Below are 18,472 nucleotides of genomic sequence, written 5' to 3'. Positions count from 1 at the left end.
TCATGCGCATGGCGAACCCTTCGGGCTTCGCATTGTTGCTGAAAAAGGCGCCCCTTGTGGGCGCTTTTTTTGTGGGCGCGATCTGGCAGGCGTCGGCGCTGGCGTTCTGCCCGCTGCCGGTCAAGCCGCAGCAGGTGGCAGTGCGTCAGGTGGTGGATGGCGACACGCTACGCCTTGTCGATGGCCGCAGTGTGCGCATGATCGGCATCAACGCGCCGGAAATCGGGCGCAAGGGGCGCACCAGCGAGCCCTACGCCGAGGCCGCCAGGCAGCGCCTGCAAGCCTTGGTCAAAGCCAGTGACGGCCGGGTCGGGCTGGTGCAGGGCGTCGAGGCCAAGGACAAATACGGGCGCACGCTGGCCCATATCTACGGCCGCAATGGCGACAATCTTGAGGCGCGCTTGCTCAGCGAGGGCCTTGGCTACCGTGTCGCGGTGGCACCCAATGTGCGCTTGGTGGCTTGCCAGCAAGTGGCCGAGCAGTCGGCGCGCAAGGCCAGGGCCGGGCTGTGGCGCAACTCGCCGGTGCTGCGCGCCCGCGAGGTCAGGCAATCGGGGTTCGCGGTTATCGGTGGCAGCATTCAGAGCGTTGCACGCAATCGCGGGGGCGTCTGGCTGGCGCTGGAGACCGGCGTGGTGTTGCAGGTTCCCGCTCGTCTGCAACGCAACTTCCCTGCAGGCTTCTTCGATAACCTCAAAGGACGCCAGGTCGAGGCGCGCGGTTGGGTGCTGGATCGTTCCCGCAAGGGTGGGCTCAAGCCGGGGCAGCGACGTTGGGTGTTGCCATTGACCGATCCGAGCATGCTGGAGCGCATTTCAGGCTGAAAAGATGTAGACATTTCGCTATTGGATTGTACACACTGGTGGCTCCAATGCCCCCGTGTGTTATAGCGTAAAGTCGTAGGCTAAAGGCCTTGACACAAGTGACCGGCCAGTCTTGTGACTCCCCGGCTCTTTGCGTATCCTCGGCGGTCCGTCAGAACAGTAAATAGCGGAATGCCCACCATGTCAGACCTGAAAACCGCCGCTCTCGAATATCACGCTCAACCTCGTCCGGGGAAACTGAGCGTCGAGCTCTCCAAGCCCACCGCCACCGCCCGTGATCTCGCCCTGGCCTACAGCCCAGGCGTTGCAGAACCTGTGCGTGAAATCGGCCGTGATCCTGAGCTGGCCTACAAATACACCGGCAAGGGCAACCTTGTTGCAGTGATTTCCGATGGCACCGCCATCCTCGGTCTGGGTGACCTCGGTCCACTGGCTTCCAAGCCGGTCATGGAAGGCAAGGGCGTTCTGTTCAAGCGTTTCGCCGGTATCGACGTATTCGACATCGAAGTCGAATCGGAAAGCCCACAAGCTTTCATCGACACCGTTCGCCGCATCTCGATTACCTTCGGTGGCATCAACCTCGAAGACATCAAGGCGCCTGAGTGCTTCGAAATCGAACGCACCCTGATCGAGCAGTGCGATATTCCAGTGTTCCACGATGACCAGCACGGCACCGCGATCGTTACCGCCGCCGGCATGATCAACGCCCTGGAAATCGCTGGCAAAAAACTCGAAGACGCCAAGATCGTCTGCCTGGGTGCCGGCGCTGCTGCCATCTCGTGCATGAAGCTGCTGGTCAGCATGGGTGCCAAGGTTGAGAACATCTTCATGATCGACCGCAGCGGCGTGATCCACGCTGGCCGCGACGACCTGAACCAGTACAAGGCCCAGTTCGCCCACGCCACCGACAAGCGCAGCCTGGCTGATGCCCTGGAAGGTGCTGACGTGTTCGTTGGCCTGTCCGGCCCGAACCTGCTGAGCCCGGAAGGCCTGAAGTCGATGGCCGCCAACCCGATCGTGTTCGCGTGCTCGAACCCGGACCCGGAAATCTCGCCAGAGCTGGCTCACGCCACCCGCAACGACGTGATCATGGCCACCGGTCGTTCCGACTACCCGAACCAGGTCAACAACGTTCTCGGCTTCCCGTTCATCTTCCGTGGTGCCCTGGATGTTCGCGCCAAGCGCATCAACGAAGAAATGAAGATCGCCGCCGCCATCGCCCTGAAAGACCTGGCCAAGCTGCCAGTGCCCAAGGAAGTATGCGAGGCCTACGGCGTCGAAGGTCTGGAATTCGGCCGTGAGTACATCATTCCGAAGCCGCTGGACGCTCGCCTGATCACCGTCGTTTCCGACGCAGTGGCCAAGGCCGCCATCGAATCCGGCGTGGCTACCCTGCCGTATCCGAAGCACTACCCGCTGAACAGCGTGGATGAAGTGTTCAACGGCTGATCCTCAGGCCGTAGCAACACAAAAAAGCCCCGGCTCGTGTGAGTCGGGGCTTTTTGTTTGCCTGCTGATTGGTCGGTGGCCTGTCAGGGCCCTATTGCCGGCAAGCCAGCTCCTGCAGGTACCGCACAACGCTCAGGGTTGGTGCTGACTCTGTTGGAGCCGGCTTGCCGGCTATAGGCCTCGCTGCAAAGTCACTGTCAGAACAGATCCATCGGCGCTGCTTCATCCGCTGGCAGCGGGCTGCCAGGTGCTGCACCATTGCCCAGCTCATCCACCGACGGTGGCGAGTCCTCAGCCTTGAACAGCTCGAAGTACGCGTTCGGCGTGCTCGGCGAGGCTGCGCGGCCGCTGACCGGGTCGACCCGCAGGCTGAGGATGCCTTCCGGCTCTGCAGGGGCGTGGTTTGGCTTGTCCTTGAGCGCCGCGCCCATGAAGCTCATCCAGATCGGCAGCGCCGCAGTGCCGCCGTATTCGCGGCGGCCCAAGGTTTCCGGCTGGTCGAAGCCGACCCAGACGGTAGTCACGTAATCGGCGTTGTAGCCCGAGAACCAGGCATCCTTGGACTCGTTGGTGGTGCCGGTCTTGCCTGCCAGGTCAGTACGGCCCAAGGCCAGCGCCCGGCGCCCGGTACCGCGCTTGATCACGTCCTGCAGCATGCTGGTGAGGATATAGGTGGTGCGGCCATCGATGATCTGCTCGGCGATCACCGGCGCTTGCGGTGCCGGCGCTATCTGGCCGAAGGCCGACGGTGCCTCGCCGGGCATTGCCGCGGTGCTGAAAGGCTGCTCCGGTGCGGCCAGGCCTGCATGGTCTTCGGCGCCTTGCGGCACGCGTGCCGGGTTGGCGGTGAACAGGGTTTCGCCGCTACGGCTTTCGATGCGCTCGATCAGGTACGGGTTGACCTTGTAGCCGCCGTTGGCAAAGGTGCTCCACCCGGTGGCGATTTCCATCGGCGTCAGCGTTGCGGTGCCCAGCGCCAGCGACAGGTTGCGCGGCAGGTCCTGCTTGTTGAAGCCGAACTTGGCGATGTAGTCGATGGTGCGGCCTACACCCATGGCCTGCAGCAGGCGGATCGATACCAGGTTGCGCGACTTGTACAACGCTTCGCGCATGCGGATCGGGCCAAGGAAGGTGTTGGTGTCGTTCTTTGGCCGCCATTCCTTGTCGAGGTACTCGTCGACGAACACGATCGGTGCATCGTTGACCAGGCTGGCGGCGGTATAGCCGCTGTCCAGCGCGGCGCTGTAGATGAACGGCTTGAAGCTCGAGCCCGGCTGGCGCTTGGCCTGCATGGCGCGGTTGTAGTTGCTCTGCTCGAACGAGAAGCCGCCCACCAGCGCACGAATGGCACCGTTGTAAGGGTCCAGGGTTACCAGCGCACTCTGGGCACCGGGCACCTGGCTGAATTTGAGCTTGCCGTCGTCCAGGCGCTGCAGGCGTACCAGGTCGCCGACCTGGGCCACGTCAGCCGGCGATTGCGGCGCGCGCCCCTGGGAGTTGCTGTTGATGAACGGGCGCGCCCACTTCATGGTGTCCCAGGCAACGTCTTCTTCTTTGCCGCTGCGGGTCAGCACCTTGATGCCAGTCTTTTCGACATGGGTAATGATGGCCGGCTCCAGCCCGCCCAGGGTGCGCTGCTTGTTCAACTCCTGCAGCCAGGCGGCCTGGGTCTTGCCCGGGAAGCGTGCGTCCGGGCCGCGGTAGCCATGGCGTTCGTCATAGTCCGACAGGCCGTTGAGGACTGCCTTGTTGGCCATTTCCTGCATGTCACTCGGCACCGTGGTGGTGACGCGGAAGCCTTCGGTGTAGGCCTCGCTGCCATAGCGGCCGACCATTTCGGCGCGGGCCATCTCGGCGATGTACGGCGCGTTCACTTCAGGTGTCGGCACGTGGTAGCTGGCGTTGAGCGGCTCGGCCAGTGCGCTCTGGTAGCTGGCTTCGTCGATCTTGCCGAGCTTGTACATGCGGCCCAGGATCCAGTCGCGGCGCTCTTTCGCACGCACCGGGTTGGCCAGCGGGTTGAATCGCGACGGCGCCTTGGGCAGGCCGGCGATCATCGCCATCTGCGCCAGGCTCACGTCCCGGATCGATTTGCCGTAGTACACCTGCGCGGCGGCGTCGATGCCGTAGGCTCGGTTACCCAGGTAGATCTTGTTCACGTACAGCTCGAGGATCTCGTCCTTGGTCAGCTCACGCTCGATCTGCAGGGCCAGCAGAATCTCGTTGGTCTTGCGCGAGAAGCTGCGCTCGCTGGTCAGGAAGAAGTTCTTCGCCACCTGCATGGTGATGGTGCTGCCGCCGGTCTGGATGTGACCGGTTTTAACCAGCTGGGTCGCGGCGCGCATGAGGCTGCTCGGATCGACACCGTAGTGGTTAAGGAAATTGTCGTCTTCGGCTGACAGAAGCGCCTGAATGAACTGCGGGGGGATTTCCGCGAAACGGATTGGCGAGCGGCGCATTTCGCCGAACTCGGCAATGAGCTTGCCGTCGCTGCTGTACACCCTCAGGGGGATCTGCAACTGGATGCTTCTGAGCGAATCGACCGACGGCAGGTTGGGACTAAGATACAGAAACGCACCGCTCACACCGAGTACGAGCGCGCAGATGACTGCGACGAAAGACCACCAGAAGAACTTCAGCAGGCGTATCAAGGCTTTTGGGTGTCCAGGTTGAGGGGTGAGTTGCGCACGGAGCCGGCGGACGAAAAAAACGCTGGGCATTATAAGCATTTTTCGCCTCGCCGGGTGACCGGCCAGGCGGCCCGCTGCACCGCCTGGCCTTCCAGAGACTGGCGATGCAGCGGGTTTACGGTTGCCACAAGGGAACAACGATGCTTGGACGCATGGGCAAGGATGCCGGTTCACTGCTGGGGGTGGAAATTGCCTCCGATTCTGTACGGGTGCTGCAGTTGCGGCGGCTAAAGGGGCGCTATGAGCGGGTTGCGTGGGCACTGGAACGGTTCGAGCCGTTTACCGCTGGCGACTGGTGGCAGGCGCCGGATCGCGTTCTGGCGGCATTGAGTAGCGCCTATCGGCGCAGCGGTAGCCGCCAACGCCGGGTGGCGGTGGCACTGCCTGCTTCGCAGGTGATCTGCAAGTTGTGGCAATTGCCGCCCGGCCAGTCTGAAGCCGATCTGGAGGCGAAGCTGCTGGCCGACGCGGACAGGCTGTTCCCATTTCCGCTGGAAGAGCTGGTAATGGATTTTCAGGTAATGGGCGCTTCACAGGTTCAGGCAGGGGCTCGGGATGTCATGGTGGCCGCCTGTCGGCAGGCTGTGCTGAACCCCCTGGAGGCGCTGTTCGAGGCGGCCGGACTACAGCTTGAAGCGGTGGAGGTCGACAGCATCGCTTTGCGGCGGCTTCTGCCTCAGCCGCGTGCAGAAGGCTCGGCGTTGCTGCGACTGGAGCCGTGTAGCGCGACGCTGCATTGCTGGTCCCCAGATGTACTGCCCCAGCGGCGCGAAATGCCCTTGGATCGGCTGTGCGAGTTGGTTGCCGGTTGTCCCTTTCTGAATGATCTGGTGGTCACCAGCACGCCGACACTCCATCAGGCTCGGCTGCAACAACTGGCTGATAGCCTGAGTGTGCAATGCCGGCCATTGCCCGCGGTGGCCGGCATCGATTGTCACGACAACAGCATGACACTGGCGTGCGCGCTGGCATTGGGAGGTTGGCGCTGATGTTGCGTATCAACCTTCTACCCTGGCGCGAGCAGCAGCGCCAGGCGGCCCTGCGGCGCTTGCGCCTGATGCTGGTCGGCGGTGTGCTTCTGGCGTTATGCGTCGTGTTGTTGATGGACCAGCTGGCGCGGCAAAGGGCGCAGCAGCAGGCGATGGCCAATGTCAGTCAGCAAGCGGTGATTGCTGGGTTGGACGCTCAGCTGGAGCGGCTTGAAAGCGCCAGGGAAACGCTTGACTCGGTGCGTGCTCAAGCTGACATGCTGGCCGCTTTGCACGCTGATAGAGGGCTTCTGGTCGCACTTTTCGCCGACCTGGAGCGTGCACTGCCTGAGGGTGTTCAGGTAGTCGAGCTGAAGCTTGAAGGCGACCGCCTGCATATCGTCGGGCTGGCTGTTTCCGGGGCCGTGGTGGCGCAGTTCATGCGCGACCTGGGGCGCTCCAGTGTGGTGCTGGACCTGGAGCTCAAACGCTTGAAAAGTCTGCCGGCTGGCGATGAGTTCCTGATGCTGGGGCGCATGTCGGCGTCGTGGTCGTGAGCGTTCTCTACCGCCTGGATTGGCTGCTGCCGGTCGTTCGCTCACCTTTGCTGAGCTATGCCCTGCCGATTTCTGTCGCGCTTGCAGTGCTTGCGCTGGGTTGCCTTGTTCGCCTGCCGGAGTGGCGGCAGCTCCAGCAGCTAGAACAGGCACAGGGCAGGCAACTGAGCGAGGAGCAGGAAGCCAAAACCGCTCGAGTGCTGGCGAGTGAGTCCATACGGGAAGCCACTGGCGAGGCTGAGCTGGAACTGCTAGACCACCGCTGGCGCCTTGCAGCAGGGGGCGACATCAGCGACTTGCTCGACCAGCTGGCAGCCTCCGGGCATGCGCATGGGCTGCACTTCGAGCAACTGGATGTACAGGAGGAGGTGAAGATGCCCGGCTTTCGCCGGACACCGCTCGATGTGCTGGTGGTTGGCCGCTATGCGTCGCTGCGCATGTGGCTGGACGATTGGCTGGGTCAGGTTCGCCTGCTGCGTGCTGGCGACCTGTATCTGGCCAGCGCAGCTGGCAAGCCTGGCTTGCTCCGCTTGCGCCTGCGGGTCAACGCCTTCCAGGCCGATGGGCCGGTGCCGGAGCCAGGCTCGCTGGCCCTGACCCCCGCCCGCGCTGACGTTCTGCCCCCTGTTCTCGACCCGTTTTCAGCCTGGTCGACCCGCGTTGCCCGCGAAGGGCTGGCCAACGTTCCACTGGCTCAGCTTGAAATGGTCGGCAGTTTGTCGCGCGGCCTGGAATACCAGGCAGTGCTGTCGTCTGCAGGTAGGTTGTACCGTGTGCGCGCCGGTGACGCGTTAGGGCGCGATGAGGGCGTGGTGAGCCATGTCGGCGAGAGGCAGGTCGAGGTGCGTGAACGGTTGTTCGTGGGTGGCAGGTGGCGGGAACGCAGCACATTGCTAACGCTCAGGAAGGGCGTGGACAGGGAGGTCAGGGAAGATGATGAAAGGCTTGATGACGTGGCTGATGTTGGCCGTGCTGCCGATGCCATTGATGGCCGCGACACCACATCGGGGTGAGCCGATTTCGTTGAACTTCCAGGATGTGGAAGTGCGCTCGGTGCTGCAGGTGCTGGCCGATTACGCCGGTATCAATCTGGTCGCCAGTGACACGGTTCAGGGCAACATTACCCTGCGCCTGCAGGGCGTGCCTTGGGATCAAGCCCTGGAGCTGATCTTGCGCAGCAAGGGGCTGGCGCGAAGGGAGGAAGGCAATGTGCTGCTGGTGGCACCAGCGGCCGAACTGGCTGAACAGTCACTTGGCGCGCGCCTGGGGCAGGAGCTGGACGCTCAACTGCAACCTTTGCGCCGGGAGTTGCTGCGGATCCATCACGCCGAAGCGTCCGAACTTGCAGAGTTGCTGCTGGCAACGCTGGCCGACGACGGTATCCTCACCGGCCGCGGGAGCTTGAGTGTCGATACCCGCACCAACACATTGGTGGCGCACCAGCCTGAAGATCGACTCGCCGAGTTGCGCCAGTTGGTGGCGCAACTGGACGTGCCGGTGCGCCAGGTGGCGATCGAGGCGCGCATTGTCGAAGCCAATCTCGACTACGAGAAGAGCCTGGGGGTGCGCTGGGGGCGACGGCTTTATGGCGAGACCCCACAGTTAGGGAGGGATGTGTTCGTCGATCTGGGTGTGGAGCGGGCCGGTTCCAGCATCGGCCTTGGCCTGCTGCGCGGAGGTGTGCTGCTGGACCTGGAGCTCAGCGCCATGGAAAAGACCGGCAACGGCGAAATCATTTCCCAGCCCAAGGTCGTCACCGCTGACAAAGAGACAGCCCGCATACTCAAGGGCACCGAGGTGCCTTACCAGGAGACGACCAAAAGCGGTGCTACGTCTGTCGCCTTCCGTGAAGCGTCGCTGTCTCTGGAGGTCACCCCGCAGATCACCCCGGACGGCAAGGTCATCATGACGGTCAAGGTGACCAAGGATGAGCCTGATTTCGTCAATGCCTTGAATGATGTGCCGCCAATCCGCAAGAACGAGGTGAATGCCAAGGTTCGGGTGGCCGATGGCGAGACAATCGTCATTGGGGGTGTGTACTCGACCACGCAAAACAATGTGGTCGACAAGGTGCCATTTTTTGGCGATCTGCCGTATGTTGGGCGGCTGTTTCGACGCGATGCATTACAAGAGAAAAAATCCGAGCTGCTGGTCTTCCTGACTCCGCGTATCATGAGTGACCAGGCGATTGCTGTGAGTCGTTGATTCTGTGCGAAATTTGATACTTGTAGGGCCCATGGGCGCTGGTAAAAGCACCATCGGACGCCTGTTGGCCAAAGAACTGCGCCTGCTGTTCAAAGATTCCGACAAGGAAATCGAACTGCGGTCCGGCGCCAATATCCCGTGGATCTTCGACAAGGAAGGCGAACCGGGCTTTCGTGACCGTGAGGAGGCGATGATCGCCGAACTCTGCGCGCTCGATGGCGTGGTCGTGGCGACCGGTGGCGGCGCAGTGATGCGCGAGGCCAATCGCCGGGCGTTGCACCGGGGCGGCCGGGTGATCTACCTGCATGCCTCGGTGGAGCAGCAGGTCGGGCGCACCGCGCGCGATCGCAATCGCCCGTTGCTGCGTACCGCCAACCCGGAGGCGACGTTGCGCAACCTGCTGGAAACGCGCGACCCGCTCTACCGTGAGATTGCTGACCTGGTGGTGGAAACCGACGAACGGCCGCCGCGTATGGTCGTGCTCGACATTCTCGACCGCTTGCAGCAGTTGCCGCCCCGGTAAGCCGGGACTATTCTCGGCCAGCGCCGAGGCGAGGTTCAACGATACCGCGTGGGTCGCTCAGCCGACGCCGCGCCCAAGTACATTGTGGGGATACATGCAGACACTAAAGGTCGACCTGGGCGAGCGCAGCTACCCGATCTACATTGGCGAAGGCCTGCTTGACCAGCCCGAGTTGCTGGCGCCGCATATTGCCGGCCGGCAGGTTGCCATCGTTTCCAACGAGACCGTCGCGCCCCTGTATCTCGAACGTTTGAGCAAGACCCTCGGTGCCTATTCGGTGCTGCCCGTGATCCTTCCAGACGGCGAAGCCTTCAAGAATTGGGAAACCCTGCAGCTGATCTTCGACGGCCTGCTGACTGCCCGGCACGACCGCCGCACCACGGTGGTCGCCCTTGGCGGTGGCGTGATCGGTGACATGGCCGGTTTCGCAGCGGCCTGCTACCAGCGCGGCGTCGATTTCATTCAGGTGCCGACCACGCTGCTGTCCCAGGTCGACTCCTCGGTCGGCGGCAAGACTGGCATCAACCACCCGCTGGGCAAGAACATGGTGGGTGCCTTCTATCAGCCCAACGCGGTGCTGATCGATACCACCAGCCTCAAGACCCTGCCCGAGCGTGAGCTGTCGGCGGGCCTGGCCGAAGTGATCAAGTACGGCCTGATCTGCGACAAACCCTTCCTCGGCTGGCTCGAAGACAACATCGAGGCCCTGCGCGCCCTGGAGCCTGCTGCCCTGACCGAAGCGATCCGCCGCTCCTGCGCGGCCAAGGCCGCAGTGGTGGGTGCCGATGAGCGCGAATCCGGCGTGCGCGCCACTCTCAACCTGGGGCATACCTTCGGGCATGCCATCGAAACGCACATGGGCTACGGTGTCTGGTTGCACGGCGAAGCCGTGGCAGCGGGCACGGTGATGGCCCTGGAAATGTCCATGCGCCTGGGCTGGATCGACCAGCCCGAGCGCGATCGCGCAATCCGCCTGCTGCAGGATGCAGGTTTGCCGGTGGTGCCACCACAGGAAATGACCCCGGCGCATTTCATGGAGCATATGGCGGTCGATAAAAAGGTGATCGATGGGCGTCTGCGTCTGGTGCTGCTGCGCCAGATGGGTGAAGCCGTGGTCACCGACGACTATCCGAAAGAGATTCTTCAGGCCACGCTGTCGGCGGATTACCGCGCGATCGTGGCCCAGCTTTGAGGTTGTGACAGCGCAATGACCAGTTTGCATGCCGATGAGGCGTTTCTCGACCACTACCAGTTGAGCCACGATCCGTTCGCGCCGCGTGTGCCCGGCTTCAAGTTCTTCCCTGCCCAGCGCAAGCCCGTGCTCGGCCAACTGCATCACTTGGCCCGCTACAGCCAGCTGATGCTGGTGGTTACAGGCCCGGTAGGCAGCGGCAAGACACTGCTGCGCCAGGCCTTGGTGGCCAGCACCAACAAACAGTCGGTGCAGAGCGTGGTGGTATCGGCCCGCGGTGCCAGCGATGCGGCCAGCGTGCTGGGCCAGGTGGCCCAGTCGCTGGAAGTAGCCCAGCCCGAAGTCCAGGCGATTCTGTCCAAGGTGGTACAACTCGCCCTCACCGGGCAAGAAGTCTACTTGCTGGTGGATGATGCGGAACAACTCGACGAGTCGGCACTCCAAGCGTTGCTGGAACTGGCGGCAGGTGTCGCGGAAGGGCGCCCGCACGTGTTCCTGTTCGGCGAACCCTCGCTGATCGCAGGGTTGGAGGAGATCCATGTCGAGGAAGAGCGTTTCCACGTCATCGAACTCGCCCCCTACAGCGAGGAAGAGACCCGCGAGTACCTGGAACAGCGCCTTGAAGGTGCCGGCCGGGGCATCGATGTGTTCACCCGTGAGCAGCTCGTCGATATCCATGAAAACTCCGACGGTTGGCCTGGCAACATCAACCAGGTCGCCCGCGATACCTTGATCGAAGCCATGATCGCCAGCCGCACGACGGCCAAGCGACCAACCATGGGGTTCAAAATGCCTAAGAAACACGTGCTCGCGTTGTCCGCTGTCGTCGTGGTCGCCGTTGCTGCCGCGGTTCTCATGCCCAAGAAAGGCGACAAGGCGCCAACCGATGCGCCAGCAGCCCAGGCCCAGCTGCCGCTGGGGGACGGCAAGTCGACCGACCCTTCCATCGAGTTCTCCGGCTCTTCGCAGCCGATGCCACTGCCGCTGGTTGGCCAGTCGCAGCCGGTGATGCGTGAGCCGCTGGCCCAGGCCGCGGGCATGGGCGATGGCGAGGAAGGCGGCCCGGCGGGTAACACCGCGTTGCAGCCTGGCAACCCGCCGACGGTCACCACCACCGCACCACCGCAAGGTGTGGCTGCCGGCCCGGCACCGACCATGGCGCAAGCCACCACCAGCCCTGCTCCGGCTCAGCCAGTAGCACCTGCGCAGAAGCCTGTTGCAACCCAGCCGGCCAAGCCGGTAGCGCCTGCCAAGCCTGCTCCGGCACCGACCCAGGTGGCCACCGCCAAGCCCGCTGCCAAACCTGCTGAAAAAGCAGCCGCTGGTGGCAGCACCGGTGGTTGGTACGCTGGCCAGAAGCCCGGCAATTATGTGGTGCAGATTCTCGGCACCAGTTCCGAAGCGTCGGCCCAGGCCTTCGTCAAGGCGCAGGGTGGCGACTATCGCTACTTCAAGAAAAACCTGCAGGGCAAGCCGCTGTACGTGGTCACTTATGGCAGCTTCGCCAACCGCGATGCAGCGGTTGCGGCAATCAAGAACTTGCCAGCGAAGGTCCAGGCTGGTAAACCTTGGCCACGTACCGTCGGCAGCGTCCAACAAGAGCTGGCCACGGCTCGCTGATTACCTTCCGGGCGGCATCACCCCGCCGCCCAGTTGCTGAGCGAAACTGACTTTCGTCTAGCCTGCTGCGCTCGAGCGCGGCAGGCTTTTCTGTCCCAGACTGCCGGCCACAAGCCAATCTTGCAGTCATGGCTGAAACGCTTCAGACTCTAGCCAAGCCGCTATCACGGCGCATGGCGCAAAAACATTCAAAATTGCGACATAAATTTTCAATGGTGAGACATGAAAATTTGTGGGCATCGCTGTCGCTGTGCAACAATGGTTTTCCATGGCCACCGCAAAAAAGCTGGCATTTGATCGGCGTGGATGGTAAGTGGTTGTTAAAAAAGAGATTTGCCTCCGGTTGAGAGGTGAACCTGGTGAGATAGTGTCTATGAAAACAGGTCTGTACCATCCCGAAGAATTCAAGGACAACTGTGGTTTTGGCCTGATCGCCCATATGACGGGTGAACCCAGCCACCACCTTCTGCAAACCGCCATGCAGGCACTGACTTGCATGACCCACCGCGGCGGAATCAACGCCGACGGCAAGACCGGCGACGGTTGCGGCCTGCTCATGCAGAAGCCTGATCAATTCCTGCGTGCCATGGCCCAGGAGCACTTTGCGGTCGAACTGCCCAAGCAGTACGCCGTCGGCATGGTGTTCTTCAATCAGGACCCAGTTAAAGCCGAAGCTGCTCGCGCCAACATGGATCGCGAAATCCTTGCCGCCGGTCTTACGCTGGTGGGCTGGCGTAAAGTGCCGATCGACACCAGCGTGCTCGGCCGCCTGGCCCTGGAGCGTCTGCCGCAGATCGAACAGGTGTTCATCGGCGGTGAAGGCCTGAGCGATCAGGAATTCGCCATCAAGCTGTTCAGTGCCCGTCGCCGTTCGTCCGTGGCCAACGCCCACGACGCCGACCACTACATCTGCAGCTTCTCGCACAAGACCATCATCTACAAAGGCCTGATGATGCCGCGCGATCTCGCGGCCTTCTACCCGGACCTTGATGACGAGCGCCTGCAAACCGCGATCTGCGTGTTCCACCAGCGCTTCTCCACCAATACCCTGCCGAAATGGCCGCTGGCGCAGCCGTTCCGCTTCCTCGCCCACAACGGCGAAATCAACACCATCACCGGCAACCGCAACTGGGCCATGGCCCGTCGCACCAAGTTCGCCAACGACCTGATCCCCGACCTCGAAGAGCTCGGCCCGCTGGTCAACCGCGTCGGCTCCGACTCCTCGAGCATGGACAACATGCTCGAGCTGATGGTCACTGGCGGCATCGACCTGTTCCGTGGCGTGCGCATGCTGGTACCGCCAGCCTGGCAGAACGTCGAGACCATGGACGCCGACCTGCGCGCCTTCTACGAGTACAACTCCATGCACATGGAGCCGTGGGATGGCCCGGCCGGTATCGTCATGACCGAAGGCCGCCACGCGGTCTGCCTGCTCGACCGTAACGGCCTGCGCCCGGCGCGCTGGGTGACCACCACCAATGGCTATATCACCATCGCTTCGGAAATTGGCGTATGGGGCTACAAGCCTGATGAAGTCGTTGCCAAGGGCCGCGTCGGCCCGGGTCAGATCCTGGCTGTCGACACCGAGACCGGCCATATCCTCGACACCGACGCCATCGATAACCGTTTGAAGTCGCGCCACCCGTACAAGCGCTGGCTGCGTCAGCACGCCCTGCGCATTCAGGCGACGCTGACCGATGACCAGGGCGCTGCCAGCTACGACAGCGACCAGCTCAAGCAATACATGAAGATGTTCCAGGTCACCTTCGAGGAGCGTGACCAGGTATTGCGCCCACTCGGCGAGCAGGGCCAGGAAGCGGTCGGCTCCATGGGCGACGACACGCCGATGGCCGTGCTGTCGCAGCGCGTGCGTTCGCCGTACGACTTCTTCCGCCAGCAGTTCGCCCAGGTAACCAACCCGCCGATCGACCCGCTGCGCGAAGCGATCGTCATGTCGCTGGAAATCTGCCTGGGCGCCGAGCGCAACATCTTCCAGGAATCCCCGGAGCACGCCTCGCGGGTGATTCTCAGCTCGCCGGTCATCTCGCCCGCCAAGTGGCGTTCGCTGATGAACCTGGAGCGCGAAGGCTTCGACCGCCAGCTGATCGACCTCAACTACGAGGAAAGCATCGGCCTGGAAGCTGCCATCCGCAACATCGCCGACCAGGCTGAAGAAGCGGTGCGGGCCGGCAAGACCCAACTGGTGCTGAGCGACCGTTACATCGCCCCGGGCAAGCTGCCGGTGCACGCTTCGTTCGCCGTCGGCGCAGTGCACCACCGCCTGACCGAAAAGGGCCTGCGCTGCGACAGCAACATCCTGGTCGAAACCGCCACCGCCCGCGATCCGCACCACTTCGCCGTGCTGCTGGGCTTCGGCGCCTCCGCCGTGTACCCGTACCTGGCCTATGAAGTGCTGGCCGACCTGATCCGTACCGGCGAGGTGCTGGGCGACCTGGATGAAGTCTTCAAGTACTACCGCAAAGGCATCTCCAAAGGCCTGCTGAAGATCCTGTCGAAGATGGGTATCTCCACCGTTGCCTCGTACCGTGGCGCGCAGCTGTTCGAAGCCGTGGGCCTGGCCGAGGAAGTGGTCGGCCTGAGCTTCAAGGGCGTTTCCAGCCGCATCAAGGGGGCGCGCTTCGTCGACCTCGAGGGCGACCAGAAGCTGCTCGCCGCCGAAGCCTGGAGCGCGCGCAAGCCGATCCAGCAAGGCGGCCTGCTCAAGTTCGTTCACGGTGGCGAATACCACGCCTACAACCCGGACGTGGTCAATACCCTGCAGGCTGCCGTGCAGCAGGGTGACTACGCCAAGTTCAAGGAATACACCACGCTGGTCGACCAGCGCCCGGTGTCGATGATCCGCGACCTGCTGAAAGTGAAAGTGGCCGACGAGGCTCTGCCGCTGGAGCAGATCGAGCCGCTGGAGGCGATCCTCAAGCGCTTCGACTCGGCGGGTATCTCGCTGGGTGCACTGTCGCCAGAGGCCCACGAAGCGCTGGCCGAGGCGATGAACCGCCTGGGCGCGCGCTCCAACTCCGGTGAGGGCGGTGAAGACCCGTCGCGCTACGGCACCGTCCGCAGCTCGAAAATCAAGCAGGTCGCCACCGGCCGCTTCGGTGTGACGCCGGAATACCTGGTCAATGCCGAAGTGCTGCAGATCAAAGTTGCCCAGGGCGCCAAGCCCGGTGAGGGCGGCCAGCTGCCAGGCGGCAAGGTCAACGGCCTGATCGCCAAGCTGCGCTATGCGGTACCGGGCGTGACCCTGATCTCGCCGCCGCCGCACCACGACATCTATTCGATCGAAGACCTGGCCCAGCTGATCTACGACCTCAAGCAGGTCAACCCGCAGGCATTGGTATCGGTCAAGCTGGTCGCAGAGGCTGGCGTTGGTACCATCGCCGCTGGCGTGGCCAAGGCCTACGCCGACCTGATCACCATCTCCGGTTACGACGGTGGCACCGGTGCTTCGCCCCTGACGTCGATCAAGTACGCTGGCGCCCCGTGGGAACTGGGCCTGGCTGAAACCCATCAGACCCTGCGCGGCAACGACCTGCGCGGCAAGGTGCGGGTACAGACCGACGGCGGCCTGAAAACCGGCCTCGACGTTATCAAGGCAGCCATCCTCGGCGCCGAAAGCTTCGGCTTCGGCACCGCGCCAATGATTGCCCTGGGCTGCAAGTACCTGCGCATCTGCCACCTGAACAACTGCGCCACCGGCGTAGCGACCCAGAACGACAAGCTGCGCAAGGACCACTACATCGGCACCGTCGACATGGTGATCAACTTCTTCACCTTCGTCGCCGAAGAAACCCGCGAGTGGCTGGCCAAGCTGGGCGTGCGCAGCCTGGGCGAGCTGATCGGCCGTACCGACCTGCTCGACGTGCTGCCGGGTGATACCGAGCGCCAGCAGTACCTGGACCTGTCGCCGCTGCTGGGCAGTTCGCACATCCCGGCGGACAAGCCGCAGTTCTGCGAGGTCGACAAGAACCCGCCGTTCGACAAGGGCGAGCTGGCCGAGAAGATGGTCGAAATGGCCCTGCCGGCCATTCGTGACCAGGCCGGTGGCGAGTTCGCGCTGGACATCTGCAACTGTGACCGTTCCATTGGTGCGCGCATCTCCGGCGAAATCGCCAAGCTGCACGGCAACCAGGGTATGGCGGCGTCGCCGATCACCTTCCGCTTCAAGGGCACTGCAGGCCAGAGCTTCGGCGTGTGGAACGCCGGTGGCCTGAACCTGTACCTGGAAGGTGACGCCAACGATTACGTCGGCAAAGGCATGACCGGTGGCAAGGTGACCATCGTGCCGCCTGCCGGCAGCCCGTTCGAAACCCAGCACAGCGCCATCGTCGGCAACACCTGCCTGTACGGCGCCACGGGCGGCAAGCTGTTTGCCGCCGGCACCGCGGGCGAGCGCTTCGCTGTGCGTAACTCCGGCGCCCACGCGGTGGTCGAGGGGACGGGTGATCACTGCTGTGAATACATGACCGGCGGCTTTGTCTGCGTCCTGGGCAAGACCGGTTACAACTTCGGTTCTGGCATGACTGGCGGCTTCGCCTACGTGCTCGACATGGACAACAGCTTCGTCGACAAGCTGAACCACGAACTGGTGGAAATCCAGCGCATCAGTGGTGAAGCGATGGAAGCCTACCGCAGCCACCTGGCGCGGGTCCTTGGCGAATACGTGGAAGAGACGGGCAGCGAGTGGGGGCGTGAGCTCTTCGAGAACCTGGACGACTATGTGCGGCGCTTCTGGCTGGTCAAGCCGAAAGCGGCCAACCTCAAGCAACTGCTGTCCAGCACCCGTGCCAACCCGCAGTAAAAACAGCTGCAAGTGGCAAGCCTCAAGCTGCAAGTCAATGCAGTTCGAGGTTTGCCCGGCTTAAGTGATCGTCTTGCGGCTTGCAGCGCGTAGCTTGCAGCTGCTGTTAAGAGGTTTTGAAAAATGGCTGAACGTCTGAGTAACGACTTCCAGTTCATCGAAGTGGGCCGCAAGGACCCGAAGAAAAAGCTGCTGCGCCAGCGCAAGAAGGAGTTCGTGGAGATCTACGAACCCTTCAAGCCGCAGCAGTCCGTAGAGCAGGCGCACCGTTGCCTGGGCTGCGGTAACCCGTACTGCGAGTGGAAGTGCCCGGTGCACAACTTCATCCCCAACTGGTTGAAGCTGGTTTCCGAAGGCAACATCCTGGCCGCCGCCGAGCTGTCGCACCAGACCAACACCCTGCCGGAAGTCTGTGGCCGCGTGTGCCCGCAAGACCGCCTGTGCGAGGGCGCCTGCACCTTGAACGACGGCTTCGGCGCCGTGACCATCGGCTCGGTGGAGAAGTACATCACCGATACCGCCTTCGCCATGGGCTGGCGCCCGGACATGTCCAAGGTCAAGCCGACCGGCAAGCGCGTCGCCATCATCGGCGCCGGCCCGGCGGGCCTGGGCTGTGCCGACGTGCTGGTGCGTGCTGGGGTGACCCCGGTGGTGTTCGACAAGAACCCGGAAATCGGCGGCCTGCTGACCTTCGGCATCCCCGAGTTCAAGCTGGAAAAGACCGTGCTGAGCAACCGCCGCGAAGTCTTCACCGGCATGGGCATCGAGTTCCGCTTGAACACCGAGGTGGGTACCGACATCACCATGGAGCAGCTGCTCGCCGAATACGATGCCGTGTTCATGGGTATGGGCACCTACACCTACATGAAGGGCGGTTTCCCGGGCGAAGACCTGCCGGGTGTGCATGACGCACTGGATTTCCTGATCGCCAACGTCAACCGCAACCTGGGCTTTGAAAAGTCGCCGGAAGACTTTGTCGACATGCAGGGCAAGAAGGTCGTGGTACTGGGCGGTGGCGACACCGCGATGGACTGCAACCGCACCTCGATCCGCCAGGGCGCCAAGTCGGTGACGTGTGCCTATCGCCGTGACGAGGCCAACATGCCCGGCTCGCGCAAAGAGGTGAAGAACGCCAAGGAAGAAGGCGTGAAGTTCCTCTATAACCGCCAGCCCATTGCGATTGTCGGCGAAGACAAGGTCGAAGGCGTGAAAGTCGTCGAGACCCGTCTTGGCGAGCCGGATGCCCGCGGCCGCCGCAGCCCCGAGCCGATCCCCGGCTCCGAAGAGATCCTGCCGGCCGACGCCGTGGTGATCGCTTTCGGCTTCCGCCCAAGCCCGGCACCGTGGTTCGAGCAGCATGGCATCGAGATGGACAGCCAGGGCCGCGTGGTGGCACCGGAGAAAGGCAAGTTCAAGCACCAGACCAGCAACCCGAAAATCTTCGCCGGTGGCGACATGGTGCGCGGTTCGGACCTGGTGGTAACCGCCATCTTCGAAGGCCGCACGGCCGCCGAAGGTATCCTGGATTACCTCGAAGTCTGAGGTTGTACTGGGTTTTGTATACAAAATCTATTGATCCAGGACATACCGATAGACAAAAGGCACGGCAATCAGCCGTGCCTTTT

General features: G+C 62.9%; 12 protein-coding genes. 11 read left to right on the top strand and 1 reads right to left on the bottom strand.

Going from position 1 to position 18,472, the window contains the following annotated elements:
• The first annotated feature begins 2 nt into the window (after positions 1–2).
• Both ABEH27_RS14030 and ABEH27_RS14025 read left to right on the top strand, forming a co-directional pair.
• The gene (locus ABEH27_RS14030; protein WP_346614157.1) at positions 3–824 is read left to right on the top strand and encodes a thermonuclease family protein; all 822 of its coding nucleotides are present in this window, start codon (positions 3–5) and stop codon (positions 822–824) included.
• A gap of 180 nt (positions 825–1,004) precedes the next feature.
• Positions 1,005–2,273 carry a malic enzyme-like NAD(P)-binding protein gene (locus ABEH27_RS14025; RefSeq protein WP_346614156.1) on the top strand — a complete coding sequence of 423 codons (1,269 nt, stop codon included), beginning with the start codon at positions 1,005–1,007 and terminating at the stop codon, positions 2,271–2,273.
• A gap of 197 nt (positions 2,274–2,470) precedes the next feature.
• Here ABEH27_RS14025 and ABEH27_RS14020 read toward each other — a convergent pair whose 3' ends face one another.
• Positions 2,471–4,924 (bottom strand): penicillin-binding protein 1A, encoded by a 2,454-nt coding sequence (locus ABEH27_RS14020; RefSeq protein WP_346614155.1) that lies wholly within the window; start codon positions 4,922–4,924, stop codon positions 2,471–2,473.
• 179 nt (positions 4,925–5,103) lie between these two features.
• Here ABEH27_RS14020 and pilM point away from each other — a divergent pair, with 179 nt between their 5' ends.
• The 9 genes from pilM (at position 5,104) to ABEH27_RS13975 (ending at position 18,389) form a co-directional block, all read left to right on the top strand.
• Positions 5,104–5,952, top strand: a complete 849-nt coding sequence (gene pilM, locus ABEH27_RS14015) for a pilus assembly protein PilM (RefSeq protein ID WP_346614154.1) — start codon at positions 5,104–5,106, stop codon at positions 5,950–5,952.
• Positions 5,952–6,488 (top strand): PilN domain-containing protein, encoded by a 537-nt coding sequence (locus tag ABEH27_RS14010; RefSeq protein ID WP_346614153.1) that lies wholly within the window; start codon positions 5,952–5,954, stop codon positions 6,486–6,488. The genes pilM and ABEH27_RS14010 overlap by 1 nt, the downstream gene beginning before the upstream one ends.
• Entirely contained in the window at positions 6,485–7,501 is a 1,017-nt protein-coding gene (locus tag ABEH27_RS14005; RefSeq protein WP_346614152.1) for a pilus assembly protein PilP, read from the top strand. Before ABEH27_RS14010 ends, ABEH27_RS14005 begins: the two co-directional genes overlap by 4 nt.
• Complete coding sequence (locus ABEH27_RS14000) at positions 7,425–8,693, top strand: secretin N-terminal domain-containing protein (RefSeq protein WP_346614223.1); 1,269 nt, start codon at positions 7,425–7,427, stop codon at positions 8,691–8,693. Before ABEH27_RS14005 ends, ABEH27_RS14000 begins: the two co-directional genes overlap by 77 nt.
• A 4-nt stretch (positions 8,694–8,697) precedes the next feature.
• Positions 8,698–9,216 carry a shikimate kinase AroK gene (gene aroK, locus ABEH27_RS13995; protein WP_346614151.1) on the top strand — a complete coding sequence of 173 codons (519 nt, stop codon included), beginning with the start codon at positions 8,698–8,700 and terminating at the stop codon, positions 9,214–9,216.
• 94 nt (positions 9,217–9,310) lie between these two features.
• Positions 9,311–10,408 carry a 3-dehydroquinate synthase gene (aroB, locus tag ABEH27_RS13990; RefSeq protein ID WP_346614150.1) on the top strand — a complete coding sequence of 366 codons (1,098 nt, stop codon included), beginning with the start codon at positions 9,311–9,313 and terminating at the stop codon, positions 10,406–10,408.
• 15 nt (positions 10,409–10,423) lie between these two features.
• Entirely contained in the window at positions 10,424–12,028 is a 1,605-nt protein-coding gene (locus tag ABEH27_RS13985) for an AAA family ATPase (protein WP_346614149.1), read from the top strand.
• Positions 12,029–12,401: 373 nt separating this feature from the next.
• Positions 12,402–16,847, top strand: a complete 4,446-nt coding sequence (gene gltB, locus ABEH27_RS13980) for a glutamate synthase large subunit (protein WP_346614148.1) — start codon at positions 12,402–12,404, stop codon at positions 16,845–16,847.
• A 123-nt stretch (positions 16,848–16,970) separates the two neighbouring features.
• Complete coding sequence (locus tag ABEH27_RS13975) at positions 16,971–18,389, top strand: FAD-dependent oxidoreductase (RefSeq protein WP_346614147.1); 1,419 nt, start codon at positions 16,971–16,973, stop codon at positions 18,387–18,389.
• Positions 18,390–18,472: the final 83 nt, after the last annotated feature.

Origin of the sequence: Pseudomonas sp. P39-UII1, from assembly GCF_039672635.1 — a bacterium.
GTDB lineage: Bacteria > Pseudomonadota > Gammaproteobacteria > Pseudomonadales > Pseudomonadaceae > Aquipseudomonas.
This window is presented reverse-complemented; position numbering and strand designations above follow the sequence as displayed.